This window comes from Pseudomonas sp. Xaverov 83 (assembly GCF_019352905.1).
GTDB lineage: Bacteria > Pseudomonadota > Gammaproteobacteria > Pseudomonadales > Pseudomonadaceae > Aquipseudomonas > Aquipseudomonas yamanorum.
Window position 1 is genome coordinate 1 of the sequence record NZ_JAAAFU010000046.1, and the last position, 21,055, is coordinate 21,055.

At 58.2% G+C, this 21,055-nt stretch carries 19 protein-coding genes and 1 pseudogene; 14 read left to right on the plus strand and 6 right to left on the minus strand.

The window, feature by feature from the left end:
• Window positions 1-91: 91 nt before the first annotated feature.
• Window positions 92-337, minus strand: a complete 246-nt coding sequence (locus K0H47_RS15080; RefSeq protein ID WP_063028819.1) for a DUF6555 family protein — start codon at window positions 335-337, stop codon at window positions 92-94.
• A 158-nt stretch (window positions 338-495) separates the two neighbouring features.
• On the opposite strand from K0H47_RS15080, the gene K0H47_RS15085 reads away from it, so the two are divergent.
• The 5 genes from K0H47_RS15085 (at window position 496) to K0H47_RS15105 (ending at window position 5,482) form a co-directional block, all read left to right on the plus strand.
• Window positions 496-1,326 (plus strand): arylamine N-acetyltransferase, encoded by an 831-nt coding sequence (locus K0H47_RS15085; RefSeq protein ID WP_201141258.1) that lies wholly within the window; start codon window positions 496-498, stop codon window positions 1,324-1,326.
• Window positions 1,327-1,450: 124 nt separating this feature from the next.
• A complete protein-coding gene (locus K0H47_RS15090) occupies window positions 1,451-2,203 on the plus strand; it encodes an outer membrane beta-barrel protein (RefSeq protein ID WP_063028823.1) in 753 nt (250 codons plus the stop codon).
• A 236-nt stretch (window positions 2,204-2,439) separates the two neighbouring features.
• A complete protein-coding gene (locus K0H47_RS15095; RefSeq protein ID WP_219273097.1) occupies window positions 2,440-2,808 on the plus strand; it encodes a cytochrome c5 family protein in 369 nt (122 codons plus the stop codon).
• 77 nt (window positions 2,809-2,885) lie between these two features.
• Window positions 2,886-4,214, plus strand: a complete 1,329-nt coding sequence (locus K0H47_RS15100; RefSeq protein WP_167410180.1) for a D-arabinono-1,4-lactone oxidase — start codon at window positions 2,886-2,888, stop codon at window positions 4,212-4,214.
• Window positions 4,214-5,482 (plus strand): DSD1 family PLP-dependent enzyme, encoded by a 1,269-nt coding sequence (locus tag K0H47_RS15105; protein ID WP_219273099.1) that lies wholly within the window; start codon window positions 4,214-4,216, stop codon window positions 5,480-5,482. Before K0H47_RS15100 ends, K0H47_RS15105 begins: the two co-directional genes overlap by 1 nt.
• A gap of 117 nt (window positions 5,483-5,599) precedes the next feature.
• Here K0H47_RS15105 and K0H47_RS15110 read toward each other — a convergent pair whose 3' ends face one another.
• A complete protein-coding gene (locus K0H47_RS15110; RefSeq protein WP_219273101.1) occupies window positions 5,600-6,541 on the minus strand; it encodes a transporter in 942 nt (313 codons plus the stop codon).
• A 203-nt stretch (window positions 6,542-6,744) separates the two neighbouring features.
• Between K0H47_RS15110 and K0H47_RS15115 the strand changes: the two genes are divergently transcribed.
• Window positions 6,745-7,782 carry an AraC family transcriptional regulator gene (locus tag K0H47_RS15115; protein WP_219273103.1) on the plus strand — a complete coding sequence of 346 codons (1,038 nt, stop codon included), beginning with the start codon at window positions 6,745-6,747 and terminating at the stop codon, window positions 7,780-7,782.
• Between the two features lie 111 nt (window positions 7,783-7,893).
• On the plus strand, window positions 7,894-8,331 hold the full coding sequence (locus K0H47_RS15120) for a carboxymuconolactone decarboxylase family protein (RefSeq protein ID WP_063028831.1): 438 nt from the start codon (window positions 7,894-7,896) through the stop codon (window positions 8,329-8,331).
• Between the two features lie 140 nt (window positions 8,332-8,471).
• On the opposite strand, the gene K0H47_RS15125 is transcribed toward K0H47_RS15120, so the two are convergent.
• Window positions 8,472-9,236 (minus strand): helix-turn-helix transcriptional regulator, encoded by a 765-nt coding sequence (locus K0H47_RS15125; RefSeq protein ID WP_219273105.1) that lies wholly within the window; start codon window positions 9,234-9,236, stop codon window positions 8,472-8,474.
• Window positions 9,237-9,334: 98 nt separating this feature from the next.
• On the opposite strand from K0H47_RS15125, the gene K0H47_RS15130 reads away from it, so the two are divergent.
• Window positions 9,335-10,465, plus strand: a complete 1,131-nt coding sequence (locus K0H47_RS15130; protein ID WP_201141264.1) for an MFS transporter — start codon at window positions 9,335-9,337, stop codon at window positions 10,463-10,465.
• On the opposite strand, the gene K0H47_RS15135 is transcribed toward K0H47_RS15130, so the two are convergent.
• A complete protein-coding gene (locus K0H47_RS15135; RefSeq protein ID WP_093208234.1) occupies window positions 10,455-12,599 on the minus strand; it encodes a TonB-dependent siderophore receptor in 2,145 nt (714 codons plus the stop codon). The two genes, K0H47_RS15130 and K0H47_RS15135, sit on opposite strands and share 11 nt — an antisense overlap.
• A 190-nt stretch (window positions 12,600-12,789) precedes the next feature.
• On the opposite strand from K0H47_RS15135, the gene K0H47_RS15140 reads away from it, so the two are divergent.
• Window positions 12,790-13,569, plus strand: coding sequence for an acetoin reductase (locus K0H47_RS15140; protein WP_093208237.1), 780 nt, complete (start codon window positions 12,790-12,792; stop codon window positions 13,567-13,569).
• A 153-nt stretch (window positions 13,570-13,722) separates the two neighbouring features.
• Here K0H47_RS15140 and K0H47_RS15145 read toward each other — a convergent pair.
• Window positions 13,723-13,872, minus strand: a pseudogene (locus K0H47_RS15145) (helix-turn-helix domain-containing protein); the annotation flags it as partial.
• Between the two features lie 676 nt (window positions 13,873-14,548).
• Here K0H47_RS15145 and K0H47_RS15150 point away from each other — a divergent pair.
• From K0H47_RS15150 to K0H47_RS15165, 4 genes are all read left to right on the plus strand, one after another.
• Window positions 14,549-15,643 (plus strand): hypothetical protein, encoded by a 1,095-nt coding sequence (locus K0H47_RS15150; RefSeq protein ID WP_219273107.1) that lies wholly within the window; start codon window positions 14,549-14,551, stop codon window positions 15,641-15,643.
• A 6-nt stretch (window positions 15,644-15,649) separates the two neighbouring features.
• Complete coding sequence (locus K0H47_RS15155; RefSeq protein WP_219273109.1) at window positions 15,650-16,369, plus strand: aspartate/glutamate racemase family protein; 720 nt, start codon at window positions 15,650-15,652, stop codon at window positions 16,367-16,369.
• A gap of 478 nt (window positions 16,370-16,847) precedes the next feature.
• Window positions 16,848-17,216 (plus strand): hypothetical protein, encoded by a 369-nt coding sequence (locus tag K0H47_RS15160; protein ID WP_219273111.1) that lies wholly within the window; start codon window positions 16,848-16,850, stop codon window positions 17,214-17,216.
• 129 nt (window positions 17,217-17,345) lie between these two features.
• Window positions 17,346-17,828, plus strand: a complete 483-nt coding sequence (locus tag K0H47_RS15165; RefSeq protein ID WP_219273113.1) for a C39 family peptidase — start codon at window positions 17,346-17,348, stop codon at window positions 17,826-17,828.
• Between the two features lie 68 nt (window positions 17,829-17,896).
• Here the strand turns inward: K0H47_RS15165 and K0H47_RS15170 are convergent, their stop codons facing one another.
• Window positions 17,897-19,762, minus strand: a complete 1,866-nt coding sequence (locus K0H47_RS15170) for a sigma-54-dependent Fis family transcriptional regulator (protein ID WP_093208251.1) — start codon at window positions 19,760-19,762, stop codon at window positions 17,897-17,899.
• A gap of 310 nt (window positions 19,763-20,072) precedes the next feature.
• Here K0H47_RS15170 and K0H47_RS15175 point away from each other — a divergent pair, with 310 nt between their 5' ends.
• Complete coding sequence (locus K0H47_RS15175; protein WP_003219159.1) at window positions 20,073-21,050, plus strand: thiamine pyrophosphate-dependent dehydrogenase E1 component subunit alpha; 978 nt, start codon at window positions 20,073-20,075, stop codon at window positions 21,048-21,050.
• Window positions 21,051-21,055 lie beyond the last annotated feature (5 nt).

Consider the following 21,055-nt stretch of genomic DNA (forward strand, 5'->3'; position numbering starts at 1 on the left):
GTGAAGATCTCAAAAACCCGATTTCCAGTAGACCGTAAGGCTGCTCCGCTTAAGTGAACAGCATTACGCCGTCGAGCGGGGCTTTTTTTCCTCAGCCAAGCCGTTTCGGAGCTACCCAGGTCACCTCAGTGATGCCGAACTTCTCCGCCCAGGGCCGAGTGGTCTTTTTCACCCGCTCATGGCCCGGCCGGCCTATCCGCCCCACGTGGGCAATGTCGGCGTCAACGGCCGCCCAATGCCACGCTTCGGCGTTGTTCATGACCTCGGCACGCACCACAAAGGTTTTTGGTTCGCCGTGTAGCAAGTAGTGGATGGTGTAGATCATTGCGGTACTCATGATGCCTCCCTGTCTTGTTTTGAATGGATATAAATCGGTTCAGAAAGGTTCAGAAAGTTTATGCATCCGAGGGCTTGCATTTGATTCAAATCACAATTGGCAAACAACGGCCGTCAGGGTATTAGTGGAGCCTTCGCCACCGACTCAAGGATTGCGTCATGCCTGAGCTGACCCACAGCCGCCTCTACCTGCAACGTTTGGGCTACGACACGCCGCCACCGCCCACCTTGCAAACCCTGCAGGATTTGCAGTTGCGCCACGTCAGTACCTTCGCGTTTGAAAACCTGTCGACCTTGCTGCGCGTGCCTGTACCCATCGATTTGCCGAGCGTTGAGCACAAAGTCCTGTTCGACGGGCGGGGGGGTTATTGCTACGAGCTGAACCAGATGTTCCTGGCTTTGTTGCAGGAGTTGGGCTTCGACGCGCGGGGCATCACCGGTCGCGTGGTGATGGGCGGGCCGCCCGATGCGCTGACGGGGCGCACCCACCGCCTGAGCCTGGTGACCCTGGACGGCACGCGTTACATCAGCGATGTGGGCTTTGGTGGCATGGTGCCCACCAGCCCGTTGCAACTGGACACCGACGCCACCCAGGCCACGGCCCATGAACCCTATCGCCTGAGCCTGAACGAGGGCAGCTACACCTTGTGGGCGCAGGTGGCGGGGGAGTGGCGCGGGCTGTATGTATTCGACCTGCAGTTGCAGTCACGCATCGACTACGAAATCGGCAACTGGTACGTCTCCACCCACCCGGACTCGTCGTTCCTCAGCCAGTTGAAAGTCGCACTCATCGGCCCGGGATTTCGCCGCACACTGAACAACGGCCAGTACGCGATTCACCACCTGGGCCGGGCCAGCGAGAAGCGTGTCATCGAGGATGTGGACGAGCTGCTGACGCTGCTGCACGCCAGCTTTGGCATTCACCTGCCGGAGCATCCACAGTTGCGGCCAATGCTCGGTCGTTTGCTGGTCCCTGTCCAAGAGGCCTGATATAGAGCCATCGCTGAACCGTTTTACCTCGAAAAAAGGTGCAAAATAATTCGAACCTTTCGCCAAAACGAGGGTTCGAAGCGTTTCCTGAATAATTTGCCACCTACAATGGAGACGTAAAACGATGTCCAAACTATTCGGAAAAATCCTCAAGAATTCCTCGGTCCTGGCCCTGATTGCTGCACCGGGTGTGGTGTTCGCCGCAGCGCCGACCGACCCGATTTCCACCTTCGGTATCCTCGGCAGCTACAACGACTTCAAACTCGAAGGCGGTAGCCAGAGCGACAAGGACCACATGCCCGAAGCCGGCCTGTTCTACAACTTCGGCAACAAGCTGACGGCTGAATCCGGCTTTATCTACCAGGCCGGTATCGAAGCCAAGTACGGTGAAAAAAGCGACAACAAGCTCAAGGAAGGCCAGGCCGACCTCGACCTCGGCTGGCGTGCCGCGCTGGATGCGCGCAACTTCGTCGACGTGCTGGTGGGTGGCGGCTACAGCTGGACCCGCTACGAGCCGGACTCGGGCGACTACGACATGAAACTCACCAACAAATCGCCGTTCGCCAAGGCGGCCCTGGGCTACAACCACCAGTTCGATGACATGACCATGCGCGTTGAACTGGGTGCCCGCCGCACCATCGACGGCCGCGCCAAGCTCAAGGTCGACGGCATTGGCAGCGACACCGTGGACCTCAAGGACCGCACCAACCCGTACGCCGAAGTCAGCCTGCTGATGAACCAGAAAGGCGACCTGCCGGTGATGGCGGGCCTGTACTACACCCGCACCGAGTACAAGCTCGATGGCGACTCGTACGTGGCCGACAACACCAAGCTCAAGCGTGACGAGTATGGGTTCAAGGTCGGTATAGCCTTCTAAGCCCACCTCGATTCTAACGGTGGGAGCGGGCTTGCTCGCGAATGCGGTGTATCAGTTAAAAATTTGGTGGCTGACACACCGCATTCGCGAGCAAGCCCGCTCCCACATTTGATCGGCGTTGCGGCTCAATCAACTGTCCGCCCAAGCCCCCCTTTCTGTCCCCCAATACCCTCAACGCCGCGCCCTGGCTGCCTTAGTGTGGATCACGCTTTCACATAATAAGAGAGAAGGTGGCTATGCGGGCAATCAACCCCCGTCGCATCAGTCTGCTGCTGGCCGTGACCTGCCTGCTGACAGCCTGCGGCGACAAACCGAAACATCCCCCCGAACGTGCCACGGCGGCCGATGCCATGCCCGGCGACGCAGCCCTGGCCCAGGTCTACGACACCAGTTGCAAGCTGTGCCACGCCAACCCGGCCTCCGGTGCGCCGCTCACCGGTGACGGCCCGGCCTGGAGCCCGCGCATCGCCCAGGGCCCGGACACCCTGCTGGACCACACCATCAACGGCTATAACGGCATGCCCCCGATGGGCCTGTGCGTGCAGTGCTCCGAAGAGCAATTCCTGGGGCTGATCAGTTTTATGTCGGGTCAACACATCCAATAAGAATAACGGGGTAGGCGATGGCGCTTTCACGGCGAGAATTATTGCAGCGCGGCGCGGTAGCCGGCGCGTTCATGGCATTGACCAGTAACCCGGTGCTGGCACAGTTGGCCCGGGCACCGCGGCTGATTCCCTGGCGCAATTGGTCGGGGGCACAAACCTGTCTGCCCCTGGCGCGGCTGGCGCCGAAGAATCTTGATGAACTGGTGCAGGTCATCGGCCAGGCGCCGGGTAAGGTGCGTCCGGTGGGCTCGGGCCATTCGTTCAGTGCGCTGGTGCCCACCGACGGCACGTTGCTGTCCCTGAGTTACTTCAATGGTTTGCTGGATCACGACCCGCACACCTTGCAGGCCACCTTCGCCGCCGGTACGCCGATGTCGCGCATGGGCCAGGCCTTGAAGGACGTTGGCCAGGCGCTGCCGAACATGGCGGATATCGACTACCAGACCCTGGCCGGGGCGATCTCCACCTCGACCCACGGCACGGGCGTGGGCTTCACCTCTTACTCCGGTTGCGTCACCGGCCTGCAACTGGTGACCGCCCAGGGTGAGGTGCTGGAGTGCGACGCCAAGCGCCACCCCGAGGTGTTCAGCGCCGCCCGGGTGTCCCTCGGCGCCCTGGGCGTGGCCACTCAAGTCCGCCTGCAAAACCGCGCGCCTTACCGCCTGCGAGAGCGCCAGTGGATCGCCAAGACCGAAGAACTGCTGGAAGACGTGGCGAAAAACACCCGGGAAAACCAGCACTGGGAAATGCTCGTGGTGACCCATTCCGACTACGCCTTGTCCATCGCCCTGAATGAAACCACCGACCCCGAAACCCCGCCCATCGACCCGGCCGAGGCGGGCGGCAACGAGTTTGTGTCGATCATCGAAAAACTCGATAAGTACGGCAGCGATTTCCCCGACGCCCGGCGGACCTTGCTCAACAGCCTGCGGTTTTTTGCCAGCTTCGATGACCGCGTCGCCGAGTCGTTCCAGGTGTACGCCAACGTGCGCAACGTGCGCTTCAACGAGATGGAATACTCGGTGCCCGCCGAACACGGCCCGGCCTGCCTGCGGGAAATCCTCAAGCTGATCAACGACAAGGACCTGCGCACCTGGTTTCCCATCGAGTACCGCTACGTCAAGGCCGATGACATTCCGCTGAGCATGTTCGAGGGCCGCGACAGCTGTTCGATTTCCGTGCACCAGCACTACACCATGGACCACCACAACTTCTTCGCCGCCGTGGAACCGATCTTCTGGAAATACGCCGGCCGTCCGCACTGGGGCAAATTGCACACCCTTAACGCGCGCACCTTGCAGCCGCTGTATCCGCGCTGGGAGGAATTCACCCGGGTGCGCCGCGAGCTGGACCCCAGCGGCAAATTTCTCAATGCGCACCTGTCATCAATTTTGGGAGTGGCCTGATGAACCGCAGACATTTCATGCTCGGCACCGGCGTGTTGCTGGTGGGTGGTGCGATTTTGCTCAGGCCCGGCGACCGGGGCAGCCCGTACACCGAGTATTTCCGTAGCCTCAACCAGGAACTCAAGGCCCATGGGCCGATGCGCCCGGTGATGCTGATCGACCTGGACAAGCTGGACCACAACATCGACGTGGTCATGCAGTCGGTGCAGCGCGGCGGCAAACACCTGCGGCTGGTGGAGAAATCCCTGCCGTCGCCGGGGCTGCTGGCTTACATCGCCAAGCGTGCCGGCACCCAGCGCCTGATGTCGTTTCACCAGCCATTTCTGAACCACGACGCCCAGGTCTTTCCCGACGCTGACATCCTGCTGGGCAAGCCGTTGCCGGTGCGCTCGGCCGAGCTGTTTTACCAAACCCACAAGGGGCCGTTCGACCCGTCCCGCCAGTTGCAATGGCTGCTGGACACGCCCGAGCGCCTGCAACAATACCTGGCGCTGGCCCAGGGGTTGGGCACCAAGCTGCGGATCAATATTGAACTGGACGTGGGCCTGCATCGCGGCGGCATCAGCGACAACGCGGTGCTGGGGCAGATGCTGACGATGATCAGCGCGCATCCGCAGCAGCTGGAGTTCGCCGGGTTTATGGGCTACGACCCGTTCGTGGGCATGGGCGTGCCGGGGATTCTCGGCTCGCCCCAGGACCTGTTCGACAAGGTCATGCAGCGCTACAACGGCTATGTGGATTACACCCGCCAGCATTTTGCGCCGCTGTGGCGTGACGGCCTGACGCTGAACACGGCGGGCAGCCCGAGTTATCGCATTCACGAGCAGGAAAAGCTCAGCAGCGAGGTGTCGGTGGGCACCGCGTTGCTCAAGCCGACGCACTATGACTTGCCGTCGCTGAGCGAGCATGTGCCGGCGGCCTATATCGCCACACCCGTGTTGAAAAGCACCGGGCCGGTGGATATCCCGGCGCTGGACGGCAAGTCGCGGTTGTTCTCGTGGTGGGATGCGAATCAGCGCGCCACGTTCTTTATTTATGGGGGTAACTGGATGGCCGAGTTTGAATCGCCCAAAGGCTTGCAGAGTAATGACCTGTACGGGCGCAGCTCCAATCAGGAAATGGTCAACGGCTCGCCCAAGGTGGGGCTGAACGTGGAAGACCAGGTGTTCCTGCGCCCGACCCAGAGCGAGTTTGTGTTGTTGCAGTTCGGGGATTTGCTGGCGGTGCGGGGCGGGAAAATCGTCGATACCTGGCCGGTCTACACCTGAAGAAACCCCGATCAACATGTGGGAGCTGGCTTGCCTGCGATGCAGGCAACTCGGTTTTTCAGTGATACCGAGGTGATGCTATCGCAGGCAAGCCAGCTCCCACATGTTCAACCGGGTTTACAAGGCAAACGGAATCGTCAACTTCGCCCACAACATGTCGCCTTCCGGCCGGTTCTGCACATCAAACTCCTTGGCCCAGCGCACCTCGGCACTCGCGTACTTGAGGAAAGTGAAATACACCGCCGGACCGATCGCAAACACCTGGCCCTTGACCCCGTCATCCACATCCTCGCCGTAGATGTTCACCACGGTATGCCCGTACTGCTTATCGTCGGTGGTCTGCTTGAGGTAGTAACCGTTGAGCCCAAGGCTGAGGTTATCCGTCACCTTGTAGCTGGCCGAGTAGTCGAAGTGAAAAATCTGCCCCGAACGGTAATGGGTATCGGGGTTTTCCTTGTTGAAACTGTAGGTGGTCTTGATCGACAGCTCGGTACGGTCGTTGGGCAACCAGGTCGCCGACACCAACGGCTTGTAGGTGTAGAAATTGTTGCTGGTATTGGCCAGGCGCGTGGCGTCGTACTCACCGGTGGGCAGGGTGATTTCCAGCGCGGTGCCCACCGTCAGGTTTTTGCCCAGGTCCCAGAGGATGATCGGCGCCACGGTAGTGTCGCCCATGCTTTCCCGGGTGTCGGACATGCCGAACAGCGACACCTGTTGCTTCAGGTACGGCTGGGCGATGTAGCCGCCCAGGCGCCCGCCGAATACCCGCAGCGGGCTGAGGTAATCCAGGCGCGGGATGATCGCGTCGGATTTGATCTTCACGTCCGACACCTTGCCACCCAACGAGCTGATATCGAGCTTCTTGGCTTCGTAATGGTTGTAGTAAATGTTGAAGGCGAACATGTGGTCGGGCAGGTTGTTGACGTCCAGCGGCAGGATGTAGAAACCATCGGTGCCGGGGCCGATGTTGTCGACGCCGCCTTCGGTGGCCAGGGCCGGCAGGCTGATGAGGGTCAACAGGGCGAGTTGCACGGGGTAAAACGCACGGGTCGTGTTCATGTCTGGGCTCATTATTATTGTTAGGGCGACGCTACCTATACAAATAAGCCCTCAACGGCCAGCGGGGCAGGGTATTGGCGGCCACATAGGGGGACTTTGGCGGACAGCTTTCATCCAGAGTGCAGCAGTTCTTGCAAGCGCCTATGATTGTCAGGATGTTTCCAAAACAAGAACTGAAGCACTCAGTCGGGAATCGAACACCCATGCAAAGGAAAGCCGTTGATCCGCACTATGACCTGGCCCTGGTCTCGCCATTTCTGCTGCAAACCCTCGGACAAGTGGTCGCGCACAAGGGCGCGAGTGCCGAGCACCTGTGCCGTGGACTGGGATTTACCCTGGCCGACCTGGACGACCCGGCCCAACGGATTTCCTATCGCCAGGCGGTAGCGATGATCCAGCGTGCACTCAAGGTATTGCCTGACCAGGGGCTGGGCCTGTGGGTGGGCCATCAGAATGTACTCGGTACCCTGGGCCTGCTTGGCCATGTGATTTCACTGTGCAAGACGTTGCGCGATGCCTTCGCCATCGGTGAGCGTCATCAGCACACCTCCGGCGGTATCGCCACTTCGCGCACCCATGAGGGCCCCCAGGAAGTGTTCGTCGATATCGAATGCCTGCTGCCGTATGCCGAGGTCCAGGTGTTCGCCGCGGAGGAGTTCTTTGCGAGCCTGATGGTGTATGGCCGCGCCTTGGTGGGCGAGGGCTTCATGCCGCTACGGGTCGAATTTATCCACGCTGCGCCCACCTACGTCGCCGACTATCACCAGCTGTTTGGCGCCGATGTGCGCTTCGGCTGCCTGCATAACCGCATGGTCCTGGCCAGCCAGTGGCTGGACGTGCGCCTGCCCAATCACCACGCCCTGGCCCTGCGCCAGGCCCTGGAATTGCTGGAGCTGGAAAGTGCGCAACTGCATCAGAAAATGGATTTGATCCAGGCGGTGGAGCGCGCGATTTCCCGGGATTTGCAGGGCAGCCAGCTGGAAAAGGTCGCCAGTGACTTGAACATGAGCGGGCGTACCTTGCGCCGGCGCCTGACCGAGCACGGGCTGACGTTCGAAGGCTTGCTGGAACAGGTGCGCAGGGCACGGACCATGGGGTTGTTGAGCAACCCGGGGTTGTCCATCGAACGGATCACCGAGGAAGTCGGCTACAGCGATGTGCGCAGTTTTCGGCGGGCGTTCAAGCGCTGGACCGGGCTGAGCCCCAGTGCATTCCGTGGCGAAGGCGCAGGGCCGGGGTGATCGTCAGGATTGGCCCCATTGGCTACCTGATCTTTCCCCGGATTGGCTATTTGTCCAACGCACCCGCCTCACTACTCTAGACACCAATCCCCACTGTTCTGGAGTATCACCATGCAAACTCGTACCGACTTCTACACCGCCTCCCCGGACGCCATGAAAGCCATGCTCGCCCTGGAGGCCGCCGTCGGCAAACTGTCCATCGAACTGCCGCTGCTGGAGTTGATTCGCCTGCGCGTATCGCAGATCAACGGCTGCGCCTTCTGCCTCGACATGCACACCGCCGACGCCCGCAAGGGTGGCGAGACCGAGCGCCGCCTGTACACCGTGTCGGCCTGGCGTGAAACGCCGTTCTTCACCCCTCGTGAACGTGCCGCGCTGGCCTGGGCCGAAAGCCTGACCCTGCTCAGCCAGACCCACGCACCGGATGCAGACTTCTCCGAACTGGCTGCCCACTTCAGCCCGCAAGAGCAAGTCGACCTGAGCGTGGCGATCGCCACCATCAACAGCTGGAACCGTCTGGCGGTGGGCTTTCGCAAGATGCCCAAGTAAGCCGCTCCATTGTGGGAGCTGTCGAGCCCCGGCGAGGCTGCGATGGCGGCGGCACAGTCAATATTGATATCGGCTGATCCACCGCCATCGCGGCCTCGCTAAAGCTCGACCGCTCCCACCGGGTTATAGCCAATCGGCATTCACTTGAAGTAACCCCGGGGCGTGGTGCCAGTCATGGCCTTGAAGAAGGCAATCAGCGCACTGTCACTGGCAAAGCCCAACTCAAAGGCGCAGTACCCGAGACTGCGCCCGGTGGCGAGCAACTCGATGGCGCGCATCAAGCGCCACTGTTGACGCCATTGCTGATAGCCCATGCCGGTTTCCCGCAGGAAGATCCGGCCGATGGTTTTGCCGCTGGCGGCCACCTGGTGTTGCAAGGCTTGCAGCTCCGGCGGCAGCGCGTCGAGGTTCTCCAATAACGGCGCCAGGCGTTTGTCCGTGGGCAGGGGCAGCAGCAGCGGTTGCTCGACCGCCTCGCGGATTTCACTCAGGCACAGCGCCAGCAAATGCGCATATTTGCCCTGTTGCCAATCGGTGTCGAACGCCGCCATCGCCATAGGCTCCAGCACCGCCCGCAGCAGTGCACTCACCTCAATCACCCGCACCTGTGCAGGCAACTGTCCGGCCAATTTCGGGCTGAAGTACACCGAACGATAATCCACGGCCTGTTGCATCACCGCCCGGTGCGGCACGCCGCCGGGAATCCACGCTGCCCGAGTGGGCGGCAACAAGCACAGCTGGTTGGCCAGGGTAATGCGCGTGCAGCCCTGTTGGGTGAACAGCAATTGCCCGCGCTGATGCTGATGTACACCGGAGTCGTGATCACCCAGCAGGGCGGCGATGCCCACCACGGGCGCGTCGAAGCGGTCGGGATCGAAAGGTGTCTGCGCCGCCAGCCATGCCATGGAATGTCCGATTTCATTGATAACGTGTCGAAGTCTGGATAATACGCCAGCCAGCGCTGTTTAGACTCCCTGGCCTGTTTACCGGGAAGAGCCTTTCGATGATGTTGAAAAAATTGCTGGTGCTGGCGGTGGCGTTGTTGATGTTCCCGCAGATCGCACAAACCCTGTACAGCCCCGCGCTGGCGGATATTGGCCAGGCGTTTGCGGTAGGGCCTGAGGCTGCGGGGCAGACCTTGTCGGTGTACTTTCTCGCCTTCGCGTTTGGGGTGGTGGTGTGGGGCCGGTTGTGTGACCGCTTTGGCCGGCGACCGGTGATGCTGGCCGGGTTGGCCCTTTACGGCGTAGCCATGGCGCTGGCCTTGGGCGTGCGCTCGTTCAACGGCTTGTTGCTGGCCCAGGCGCTGGCGGCGTTTGGTGCGGCGGTAGGGTCGGTGGTGACGCAAACCGTGCTGCGCGACCGCTTCAGCGGCGCCGAACTGGCGCAGGTGTTTTCAGTCGTGGGCATTGCCCTGGCGGCCAGCCCCGCGATTGGCCTGTTCACCGGCGCGGGCCTCGTGCAGCACTTTGGCTATCGCGGGGTGCTCACAGGCTTGTTGCTGCTGGCGCTAACGTTATTGGCCTGGTGCCTGTGGGCATTGCCGGAAACCCGCCCGGCCTCGCTGCCCACGGCCTCGTTGCGTGGCACCCTGGGCCTGATGCTCAAGGATGCGGCCCTGTGGCGTTCGGTGGGGCTGGTCGCGGTCTTCAATATCGCGCTGTTCAGTTATTACAGCCTGGGGCCGTTTGTTTTCCAGCGCCTGGGATTGTCTGCCGAGCAGTTCGGCTATAGCGGCGTACTGCTGGCGTTGGGATCGGGGCTTGGGGCCTGGCTCAACAAGGGGTTGCTCAAGCGCGGGGCCGGCAGCGAACAGCTGGTGCTGGCAGCCGGTGGCGTGATGTTAGTGGGCAGCGTGATGGTGGTGCTGTTGCAGGAGCGTTGGCTGTTCGTGTTGCCGATGCTGTTGGTGGTCATGGCCTTCGGGATGGCGATTCCCAATGTGCTGGGGGCAGCGCTGACGGCTTATCGCGACCGCCTCGGCACCGCCGGTGCCTTGTTCGGTTTGCTGTATTACCTGGTGATCGGTGCGGGGTTGACCGTGGCGGCCTGGGCCCAGCAGTTGGGCTGGACCCTGTTGGTGTGCGCCTTGGCGGCGCTATGCCTGGCGATCCCGCGTACCGTCAGAAGTTGACCGTTGCACTCAAGCGTGCGGTCAACGGCGCGCCCTGGAACAGATAGTCATCGCCCATGTATTCACCGGCATCACGCCAGTAACGCTTGTCGAACAGGTTGTCGACGCTCAGGCGAAACACCGTTTCATAGCCATCGAGCTTTGTGGTGTAGCGGCTGCCCACGTTGACGATGGCGTAGTCGCCCACTTCCACATCACCGGTGCGATTGGCGTACTTGTTGGCGCTGTATTGCACGCCGCCGAGCAACGCCAGGCCGTCGACCCAGGGCAGGGCGTAGTCGGCATACAGGCTGGCGCGCAGTTTCGGCACGTTGATCGCCTGATGGCCTTCGTATTCCGGTGTGCCGCTGCCCGACACTCGTGCACGGATGGCCGCGACGCTGGCGGCGATCTGCAAGCGCTCGGTGGCCCAGCCGTTGGCGGATAACTCCAGGCCGGTGTTTTTCTGTTGGCCTTGTTGCACGTAGGTGAACGCACCCGCGTCGTCGGGTTTGGCGTATTGATAGGCCTGGCGAGTCTGGAAGATCGCGGCTGCGAAGCTGATGCGGCGCCAGTCGTATTTCACACCGGCTTCGATTTGGCGGGAGACGGTTGGGGCAAGGGTGTCGAGGTTGTTGAGGGCGTACCACGGCGCCGTGCCGCCCAGAGACAAACCCTTGCTGTAGCTGGTATAGAGCGACAGGTTTTCAATCGGCTTGTAGATCAGCGCTGCCTGGGGCAGGAACATGTATTGCTGGGTATGGCGCGATTCATCACCGTTGGTATCGTAGGCGCGCTCGTCGAGACGTACCTCACGGCCACCCAGCACGGTCTGCCATTGTTCATTGAAACGTATGGTGTCAGTCAGGAACAGGCCGTACTGGCGGCTGTCCAGGCGACGGTGGCTGGGGTTGAGTTCGCCGTCGTAGCGCGGGAAGTTTTCCGGCTCCTGATTGATATTGCCCGTGCCGATCCATTGATTGATCGGTACACGATTGTCCACGACTCGGCGAAACGCGCTCGTACCAAACGTCAGCTCATGCCCCAGCCCACCGGTATCAAACAACCCGGTCATCGCCGCCTGAATTTCATCATCGCGGCGGGTGTCATCCGGGCTGCGGAAGTCGTAAATGCCATAGTCGCCTTCCGGGCTGAAGTAATTGCCGTTGCCCGCAGTGTCGCCACCCCACGCAAACGAACTGTAATCATCAATCACCACCTTGCTGCGCGCCGCGCTCACGCTGCCTTTCCATTGGTCATTGAAGCGGTACTCAAACTTGCCATTGAGGTTCAGCGAATCGATCCCTACCTGATTCGCACCGCTCTGATGCCCCAGCAGTTTTTTCGGTGACGCGTCGTGCGGCACCTCGGTCCCGCCCAGCAATTGATAACCCGGCACCGAGCGCTGCTGCTTGTTCTGATACTCGGCATCCAGCTGCAATACCGCGTCGGGGCTGATGTTCCAGTCGAAGGCCAGGGACAGGAAATCCCGGTGGCCATTGGCATGTTCGACATAAGCGTTGAGGTCTTCATGGGCCACGTTCGCGCGCAGGCCGAACTGCTGCTCGCTGCCAAACCAGCCGCCCACGTCGGTGGCCAGGTAACCGCTGCCGCGATCATCGGTGGAGACCGTCACCGAGCGCACATCCTCCGGGCGCTTGGTCACGTAATTGATCACGCCGCTGGGCTCGGAGATCCCGCTTTGCAGGCCCGACAACCCCTTGAGCAACTCCACGCGCTGCTTGTTCTCCAGGGCAACGTTCTGCTCGCCGGTGATGGTGCGGCCATTGATCTTGTAACTGCTGGCGGCATTCAGCGAGAAGCCGCGCACCACGAAGTTTTCGTAGTAGCCGATGGGTGCATAGCTGTCGCCCACCGAGGCGTCATTGCGCAGCACTTCGCTGAGCAAGCGCGCCTGTTGATCCTTGATCAGCGACTCGTTGAACACCGCGATCGAGGCCGGCGTGTCGAGCAGCGGCGCCTCATTGAAACCGCCCACCGACGCAGTGTCGCTGTTATAGCCGGATTCATCCTGGCCCTGGACCTTCACCTCCGACAGCTCGATATCAGCCGCCTGGCTGCTACCGATGCCTGTGCTGAGCAACAGGCCGAGGGCGAAATGTGAAGGAACAGCGGGGCGAAGACGCAAAACCATGGGGGAAGGCCTGAGAGCACAGAGCGGAGGGCGCATAAGCTAGGCATAACGGCGGCGTTTTACAAGTTTGCGAGAAGGATTCGCGTTGAGACGCCCCGTCTCAGCCCGCAGACCAATCCTGCTGCTGCTCGACAGCGGCCCCTGGCAACTGCGATAGACAAGGCTTCTCTCACCGTTGAAGGGGATCGTCATGAGTATCGCTGGAAAAGTTGCACTGGTGACCGGCGCCGGGCAAGGCATCGGCCGGGCCATCGCCTTGCGCCTGGCCCGGGATGGCGCCGACATTGCGTTGGTGGACATCAACAGCGCGAAGATTGAAGCGGTGGCGGCCGAGATCGCTGCACAGGGGCGCAAGGCCTCGGTGTTTGTTGCCGACGTCTCGAAGCTGGAGCAAGTGGTCGCGGCGGTGGACCATGCCCACCAGACCCTGGGCGGCTTCCACATCATCATCAACAACGCCGGCGTCGCACAGATCGACGCACTGCTGGACGTAACCCCGGAACAGGTCGACCGCACGCTGCGTATAAACGTGCAGGGCACACTCTGGGGCATCCAGGCCGCGGGCAAGAAATTCAAGGCGCTGAAGCAGAAGGGCAAGATCATCAATGCCTGCTCGATTGCCGGTCATGAAGGCTTTGCGCTGCTGGGGGTGTATTCGGCCACCAAGTTTGCCGTGCGCGCGCTGACCCAGGCCGCCGCGAGGGAGTTGGCCAGTGACGGGATTACCGTCAACGCCTACTGCCCGGGTGTGGTGGGCACGGATATGTGGGTCGAGATCGACAAACGCATGGCCGAGATTACCGGCGCCGAGGTAGGGGCGACGTACAAGAAGTATGTGGACGGGATTGCGTTGGGCCGGGCGGAAACGCCGGAGGATGTGGCGGGGCTGGTGTCGTACCTGGCGGGGCCGGATTCGGATTACATGACCGGGCAATCGCCGTTGATTGATGGGGGGATTCTCTACCGCTGACCCGGCGGAATCACTCGGTCAAAATGTTGAGATCGTTCCCACGCTCTGCGTGGGAATGCCGCATGGACGCTCCGCGTCCGCCTCTACAGTCGTGACGCGGAGCGTCACAGGATGCATTCCCACGCGGAGCGTGGGAACGATCATCAACGATCATCAGTGTTTTCCGGGCATATCGATACCCAGCTGGTTAACCCGCCGATACAAGGTCGCCCTGGAAATTCCCAACGCCTGCGCCGCCAGCGGTTTCCACCGATGCCGAATCAACGCATCCAGCACCCGTTGCTGCTCCGGGCTCACGCTTTCCTGCTCTTCAACCGCAACCGCTTCATCGGGACATCTACCGATTGAATCACCTCTCACAAATCGCGCAGACATAGGCGGCGCGTGTAAGTACGCTCGCACAAAAAATATATAAGGATCAATCGAAGCTCTTTGGTGGATGTATCATCTCTGATTCTGCGAAAGTTCCGTAGGACACTACTACTGTGCCTGTAGGGGTAATGTTATCTGTTGGTGAGTAAGTTGGTCTGAAAGTTGAATTTTATGTGATTTATCAATTGCTTCTACTTTGTTTTTTTACGTATACGGCTGATTTATAAGAGTAATTTTCTGTTGTGGTGTGGGTAGGCTTGGTTTTTTTCAAAAAAACTTCACATCTGAAGGGGTTGCATTAAGTGTTGTTTCATTGTTTTATATTTGTGCCTTCTGCTTTATATGGGTTCCAAGATTTATCTGGTACTGGTTCTTCTGAAGGTTCTTCGCCAGTTTATTTTTATCAGTATTGAGGGTTTTTTTTGAATGCATCGTGGTGCTTCTTTTGAATTGTACTTCGCGATATTGATTGAATGATTTTGATAGGCTGAAATGCTTCGCCGGTTTTTAAGCTTGAGTTGCTACGTGATCAAATTTCGTTCTGATTGGGTTGCGCGGGAGCCTTGGCTATTGAGGATTTATTGTCGGCTTCCATGGAGGAAATAAAATGGGTGCTCTTAGTGTGTCGAATAATATGGTTGAAGTGTCATTGATTTTTGGAGGGATGTCGCCGGAGCACGCCGCATCTAGGGAGTCCTTCAGCTATGTATATGATCAGTTGTGTACTGAAAATTGTGGTGTGTGTATAAGTCATGTTTATTATGTTGATTCTGATAATGACGTTAGTTTTTATGATTTTGACAGAAGTTTGCACTCTCGTGACTATATGGTCTCAAAGGATGCAGTGGATTATGCGACTTTCGCAAAGCATGTATTAGGTGCCAATGGTTATATCGTTAATCTTTTGCATGGTAATTATGGGGAGGATGGGCATATTCAAGGTTTGGCTAATATTGTTGGTCTTCGTGGTACTTTTGGGCCAGTTTTGCCGTCAAGTTTGGCAATGAGCAAAATTCACATGCAGTGCTACGTATCAGGGTCGCAAAGTACTATAAAAGTACCTGCGACGTTAACGTTAACAGACGCTAAGTCTTGCTCGGCAGTCGCGGAGATAAAAAATCTCTTTGATGGGCTTGAAGTAGTCGTTAAGCCTAACTCATTGGGGGCGTCTTTGTTTACTGAGCGATATACGGTTTCCGATATTGAAATATCTATAATAGAAGATAATCTGCGCGCTATATTCAAATATGACGAAAGAGCTTTGATTCAAGAGTTTGTTGAGGGTCAAGAGTATTCTATAGGGTGCATAAGGCTTGATCATAAAGTCGTTGTCTTACCAGCGATTAGAATTGATACAAAGAGAGGCTTTTTTGGACACGAGGAGAAGCACCGGATTGGTAGCGCTGATGAGGTCCTGATGGAGGAGGATACTGTGGAGATCCTGCATATGAAGCGTGTTTCTCGGGATCTATTTGATGAGTTAGGTTTTTCACACATGTGCCGTTTTGATTACATTTTAACTCCAAGTGGTGATGTGTATTTTTTAGAGGCCAATCCAATCCCTGGGCTGATGCGTAATAGTATTCTTCCAAAAATGTTGAATGGATATGGGCTTTCCTTGGCAGATATGATACTTAACTTTGTCTCTCAGGATGATATGAAGGTTATGAGGCTTTCTAAAGTTGACTACACGATAGATTAAGGAGCAATGGCATGGAACGCATTGGTTTTGATTGGAGGTGTAAGTTGGGTTTCTACAATGGAGTATTATCGTAGGTTCAATCTGATCGCGCAGGAAGCAGGTGGGCACAAATCGGCGGATCTTATGGTGTTTAGTCTAGATTTTAGTAAAATCCTAAAGTGTCAAAAAGAAGATGATTTTAAAGGTGAGTTTGAGATTCTGTTAAGTGCGGCGATTAAGTTGGAGTGTGCGGGGGTAACCAAGATATTAATATGTTCCAATACCACTAGTAAGACTTGCGACTTGCTCAAAAATAAGATTTCCATTCCGGTTATAAATGTCATAGATGCAACGATTTCCGCGGTTAAGGCCTCTGGATTCAAAAAAGTGGGATTGCTGGGGACCAAGTACGTGATGGAACGTGGTTTTTATGTCGATAGATTTGGAGTGGAAGATATTGAGGTTTCTTTGCCGGAGGCGCATCTCCGTTATGCTGTCCATGCCGCGATTTATGATGACTTGTGTCTACATAATTTTTCCAAGAAAGCCAAGAGCGCGGTCTATCGAGCGATGGATAATCTGATTGATCAGGGTGTAGAAAGTCTAATATTGGGGTGTACTGAGTTGCCTTTGATTGTCGATGAACGATCAGAATATGGCGGGGTTGATTTGATTGACTCAATTGATGTGCATATTGCGGCGGCTTTAGGTCGCCAGAGAGTTTCAAGAGGCTTAGGGGCTAGTTAATTGAGCTTCGTTCAAGGGTTAGCATTTCTGTCGATACTATTATGTGTTACTTTGAGAACTCTGTTCTTTCGAAGTGTAGCGAGTAAAGCTCTTCCAAAAACTACTGCTTGGGCGATTGGGTCTGGAACTACCTGTATTTGTTTGTTGTTGTTTCCTATTGCTTGGGTAACTGGACTGGCGAATACGGATATGCTCCTGAATGCGTCGGGAGCGATAGCGGGGCTAACTAAGGGGGTGTTGCTTACGATGCTCCTTGTTGTCCAGCAACAGATAATTGGCCGTAGCGTTTCTGCCACGGCATATGTTTTTCCGATTGCCATCGGTGCGATAGTTTTTTTGGAGTATTGGCTTTTTGGTAGTCAGATATCAGGGCAGGGCATACTTTCAGTACTCGTTCTTTTTATAGGGGGGGATTTGTTTTGTGATTTTTGGTCATCTGAGTTTTATGCCTCGGATTGATACATTAAGATTCTATTTTATGATTCTCGCCGTAATAGGATTTGCTGGATGTGACAAGGTTGGAATACCAGCGTCTGGTTGGTACGTATATTTACTATATGTCGGAATTGGCAATTGGGTGTCCGCGCGATTTTTTATATATGAGAAGTCTGGAATGAGATTTGGTTTGTGGGTGATGATCGCGTTAGGATGGACCATTCCTGAGTTAATTTTTAATTTTGCGCTGGCGGGGACTCTACCAGTTAGCTATGGATATTTAGCAATTTCAATGAGAGTTCCATTGCTTATGATCGTCGCCTATTTCTTATATAAAGAAGGGCGTGCAAAATCCCAAATTTTCTTTGGGGCTATCGCTTTTTTAGGAACCGTTCCACTTTTTATTAAATGAGGTGTGTTTATGGTCGCATGCGTTCCTTATTTCTGCCAATGGGAATCCCGACTTTTGGCTGCCGATATAATTTCTGGCGAGAAGACGGTTTCTGAGGATCCGCTTTGGATAAACTCTGGAGCCCGATGCGTGGATGAGTATGCATTGTGGGCTAATCACGTATGTGGCATGGCCTGCCTTAAGATGCTTCTTGCCGCCAAGACGGGTCTCGTTCACTCAACGTTCAGCCTTCTGGAAAAGGCGTTGGCCTACGGAGCCTACGTAGTCAATGGCGAAAGTATCCATGGGATGATTTATGCGCCGGCGATTGAGATGTTAAATAAAGAATTTGGTCTGAAGGCACAGATTGTCACCGGTATCTCTGCGGAGGAGATCAAGCCGATGTTTACTGACGGTCATTTCTTTATTGCGTCTGTGCACCCTTCTATTCGATGGCCTGAGCAAGAGCCGCCAAAGAAAGGAGGTCATCTTGTATTGGTAACAGACGCAACTGACGACTTCCTGAAGTTTCATAACCCATCGGGTCATAACTCACATTCGCAGGAAAACGTCGTCATGAATGCTGAGTCCTTCGGAAGGTACTTTGCGGGTCGAGGAGTCTTAATTAGATAAGAGTAGAAGTGGTTTTTGATAACGCCTGTCTGGGGTAGGCAGCTATAAGCTGCCATTCGATGGGCTTGTCAGTGTTTTCCGGGCATATCGATACCCAGCTGGTTAACCCGCCGATACAAGGTTGCCCTGGAAATCCCCAGCGCCTGCGCCGCCGCCAGCGGCTTCCACCGATGCCGGATCAGTGCGTCCAGCACCAACTGCCGCTCTGGGCTGACGCTTTCCGATGTTTCCACCGCAACCGCGTCACCGCGAACTTCCACCGGCAAATCCGCCAATTGAATCGTCCCGCCATCGCACACCGCACACGCATACGCCAACACATGCCGCAGTTGCCGCACATTCCCCGGCCAGGCATAACCCAGCAGCAACTCCAGCGCCGCTGCCGCGATCCCGACCGCAACACCGCTGTGCCGCGCCTCTTGCTCCAGAAGCCGATTGATCAACGCCAGTTTGTCCGTGCGCTCGCGCAATGGCGGCACACAGAACCGCGCACAGCCCAACCGGAAATACAAATCCTCGCGAAAGCTTCCAGCACTCACCAGTGCCGCCAAGTCCCGATGGCTGGCGCAGATCACCTGGATATCCACCGCCCGGGTTTTCGCTCCGCCCAGCGGCGCCACTTCACCTTCAGCCATCACCCGCAGCAGTCGCGTCTGCAACGCCAGTGGCATGTCGCCGATCTCGTCGAGAAACAACGTGCCGCCATCGGCCTGCAACAGCAGCCCGGTCATGCCCTTGCTGGAGGCACCGGTAAACGCCCCGGCCACGTAGCCGAACAGTTCGCTCTCAATCAGGTTTTCCGGGATCGCCGCGCAGTTCACCGCCACAAAGGGGCCGTCGCGGCGGGCGCTGCGTTCATGCAACTGGCGGGCAAACACTTCCTTGCCGGCGCCGGTTTCGCCCTGGACCAGCACCGGCAGGTTGCGGTCCTTGACCCGCACGGCCAGGCGCAAATGCTCTTCCACACGCGGGTCTATCTGACTGGCCAAGGACGTTACCGCCCGCGCCGCTTTACGCCGTGGCGCGCTGACCCGTACCTGCAAGGCTCCAGGTTCGCCGAGCCAGTGCAACTGCTGCGTCGATTGATCGGTCACGGCGCGCAACGCGTCCAGGTCAAACACTTCGCCGATATGCTCCGGCAACTGCCCGAAGCGCACCCTCAGGGCCTGCCGCGCCTTGCTGTTCAAGGCTTGCAGCCGCCCGTCCTGATCCCACGCCAGCAGCATGTCCGGCTGGCTGTCGACGTAACCCGGCGTGCTGTGGGCCTGCAACACCCAGTGCTGCCGGGCGCTGTGCATGAAAAACGCGTTCTCGATGGCCCGTGCACTTTGCGCCACCATCTGCCGCACCAGGTGCTGGCTGCGCCGATCATCCGGTGACTTGAGGGCAGAGGCATCCATCACGCCCAGCAGGTTGCCCTGGGGATCGAAGATCGGTGCGGCAGAGCAGGTCAGGCCAATAAATGCCGCCCGAAAGTGGTCGCGTTTGTGCACGGTGACCGCGGCCTTGCTGGTCAGCACCGTGGCCACGCCGCAAGTGCCTTCCTCGGCTTCCGACCAGCAGGTACCGAGGTACAGGCCGGCCTTGCGGCAGTCGTTACGAATGCCGGCGTCCACACGATGGTCGATGGTCTGGCCCTGGGCGTCGGTGAGCATCACGCAGTAATCGGCGTGGCGCACCCGGTTGTGAATCTGCCCGACTTCCTCGCTGGCGATGCGCATGAACAGTTCGGCGCGTTCGCGGCACTCCTTGAGCAGGGTGCTGGTGAGAATGCGCGGCCCTTGCAGGGAACCGGGGTCGAGGTGGTGCTGCTCCATGGAGCGGCGCCAGGAGTCAAAAATCAGCGACGGCACCGGCGCCTGGGGCAGGCGGTCGGCGTTGCGAACCACACGGCTGACGCAGTCGACATGGTCCTTGGAGTTCACGGCGAGCATTGAAGCCTCCGGTTCTCGATCCTTGTTGTTATGCCCGCCATTAAGCGCCCATGGGCCGGGCGGGACAAGGGCGGCCTGACCAACTGCCCGAGGTGAGACGCAACGTCTCATCCCGGCTGAGACGCTGCGGGCAGGTTGCAACGGCGCGTCTCATTGAACGGGCCACAGTGGCATGCCCGGGACTTCCGGCAGCTGCTCTGGATCAAGGCTTTCCCAGGTTTTCCAGCGGATTGGCACAGGCCGTGCTGAGTGCCTTGCAGCTGGCCTGATCCAGCCTTTTGTGTGTCGAGACAACCTGGAGAACAACAAGATGTCCACTCACCTGTCCACCGATCAATTGCTCCATGCCTACACCGTGATGCGCACCATCCGTGATTTCGAAGAACGCCTGCATGTGGAATTCGCCACCGGCGAGATTCCCGGTTTCGTGCATTTGTATGCCGGCCAGGAAGCCAGTGCCGCCGGGGTCATGGCCCATCTCAACGATGAAGATTGCATCGCCTCCAACCACCGTGGCCACGGCCATTGCATCGCCAAGGGCGTGGATGTGTTCGGCATGATGGCCGAGATCTACGGCAAGAAAACCGGGGTGTGCGGCGGCAAGGGCGGCTCGATGCACATTGCCGACCAGGAGAAGGGCATGCTCGGCGCCAACGGCATTGTGGGGGCCGGTGCGCCGCTGGCAGCCGGTGCTGCCCTGGCGGCCAAGCTCAAGGGCAGCGCGGGTGTGGCGGTCGCGTTTTTCGGTGACGGCGGCTCCAACGAGGGCGCGGTGTTTGAAGCCATGAACCTGGCCTCGATCATGAACCTGCCGTGCCTGTTCGTGGCCGAGAACAACGGTTACGCCGAAGCCACGGGGTCCGGCTGGTCGGTGGCCTGCAAGGACATTGCCGAGCGCGCCGTGGGCTTTGGCATGCCAGGGGTGATTGTCGACGGCAACGACTTTTTCGCTGTACACGCCGCCCTTGGCGTTGCGGTAGAACGTGCCCGCAGCGGTAAGGGGCCGACGCTGGTGGAGGTCAAACTGAGCCGTTTCTACGGGCACTTCGAAGGCGATGCGCAAACCTATCGCGGCCCGGACGAGGTGAAAAACCTGCGGGAAACCGGCGACTGCCTGAGCCTGTTTCGCCAGCGTTGCACCGCCGAAGGCTGGCTCGACGCGGCTCAGTTCGAACGCATCGACACCGAAGTCGCGCAACTGATCGAAGACGCGGTGCGCCTGGCCAAGTCCGACCCCAAACCCCAGGCCGCCGACCTGCTCAGTGATGTCTACGTCGCCTACCGCTAACCGCC